We start from the raw sequence: 1478 nt of genomic DNA on the forward strand, positions 1-1478 counted from the left end.
CCGACCGGACCCGCGAGCCTACCGCAAGTGGTCTACACCAATCGGGCGCCCCCACCGCCCCGCCACCGCCCGCACCACCAAGCAGCGCCACCAGACGGAAGGACCCGATGAGCGGCGACAGCACGGCAGCGCCCCCGCCGCGCACGAGGAAGTGGTGGAACGGGCCGCTCCAGGGGCTTCAGAAAATCGGCCGGAGCCTCCAGCTCCCGGTGGCCACACTGCCTGCGGCGGGCCTGCTGGTGAGTCTGGGCAATCTGTTCTCCGCCTATCTGCACGGCCCGTTCTGGGACAGGACGGCGAGGGTGCTGAGCCTGGGCGGCGGCGCCATCCTGGATGGGGCGTTCGGTCTGCCGCTGCTCTTCTGCATCGGGGTGGCGATCGGTTTCGCCAAGAAGGCGGACGGCTCGACCGCGCTCGCCGTCGTCGCCGGCTTTCTCGTCTACCACGGCGTCCTGGCCGCCTTCCCGGTCGCCGGCTCGGTCACGAAGGCGCGGCCGGACGGCACTCCGCAGAATCCCGGGGTGCTCGGGGGCATTCTGATCGGGCTGCTGACGGCGGTGGTCTGGCAGCGGTTCCACCGTACGAAGCTGGTCGACTGGCTCGGCTTCTTCAACGGCCGCCGTCTGGTGCCGATCCTGATGGCCTTCCTCTGCACGCTCCTCGGGGTGGCCTTCGGGCTGTTGTGGGAGCCGGTCGGGGACGCGCTGACCGCGTTCGCCAAGCAGCTCATCGATCTCGGCGCGTGGGGCGCGGGGATCTTCGGGTTCGCCAACCGGCTGCTCATTCCGGTCGGCATGCACCAGTTCCTGAACACGTTCTTCTGGTTCCAGGCCGGTGAGTACACCGAGCCGGACGGCACGGTCGTACGGGGTGATCTCACCCGGTTCTTCGCCGGGGATCCCACGGCCGGGCAGTTCATGTCGGGGTTCTTCCCGGTCATGATGTTCGGGCTGCCGGCCGCCGCGCTCGCCATCACGCACTGCGCGCGGCCCGAGAACCGCAAGCAGGTCGGCGGGCTGATGTTCTCCGTGGCGCTGACCTCGTTCGTGACGGGGGTGACCGAGCCGCTGGAGTTCTCGTTCATGTTCGCGGCGCCGCTGCTGTACGGGGCGCACGCGGTGCTGACCGGGGTGTCTATGGCGGTGACCTGGGCGCTGGGGGTGCACGCGGGGTTCAGTTTCTCGGCCGGTCTGATCGACTATGTCGTGAACTGGCATCTCGACACCAAGCCCTGGCTGATCATTCCGATCGGGCTGTGTTTCGCGGTGGTGTATTACGTGGTCTTCCGCGTGGCCATCTCGCTGTTCCGCATTCCAACGCCGGGGCGGGAGCCCGAGGAACTGGCGGACGAGGCGGAACAGCAGAACACGCGCCCTTGAGTGCCGGCAATTGAGTACGCACCCTTGAGCACGCACCTTTGAGCGAAGAGGCCACCGCTCGCGGCCGCCAGCTCCGGCCCCCGCGCCCCCTGCGACCCC

At 68.8% G+C, this 1478-nt stretch carries 1 protein-coding gene; it reads left to right on the plus strand.

Annotated elements, in window-relative coordinates:
• The first annotated feature begins 107 nt into the window (after window positions 1–107).
• Window positions 108–1379 (plus strand): PTS transporter subunit EIIC, encoded by a 1272-nt coding sequence (locus WH07_RS35370; RefSeq protein WP_046509283.1) that lies wholly within the window; start codon window positions 108–110, stop codon window positions 1377–1379.
• Window positions 1380–1478 lie beyond the last annotated feature (99 nt).

The sequence above is a fragment of the Streptomyces odonnellii genome, assembly GCF_000981895.1.
In the GTDB taxonomy this organism is placed as follows: Bacteria; Actinomycetota; Actinomycetes; order Streptomycetales; family Streptomycetaceae; genus Streptomyces; species Streptomyces odonnellii.

What these genes read in the sequence shown, in the direction of transcription:
- WH07_RS35370 (WP_046509283.1), top strand. Translation starts at nt 108, where the DNA reads ATGAGCGGCGACAGCACGGCAGCGCCCCCGCCGCGCACGAGGAAGTGG.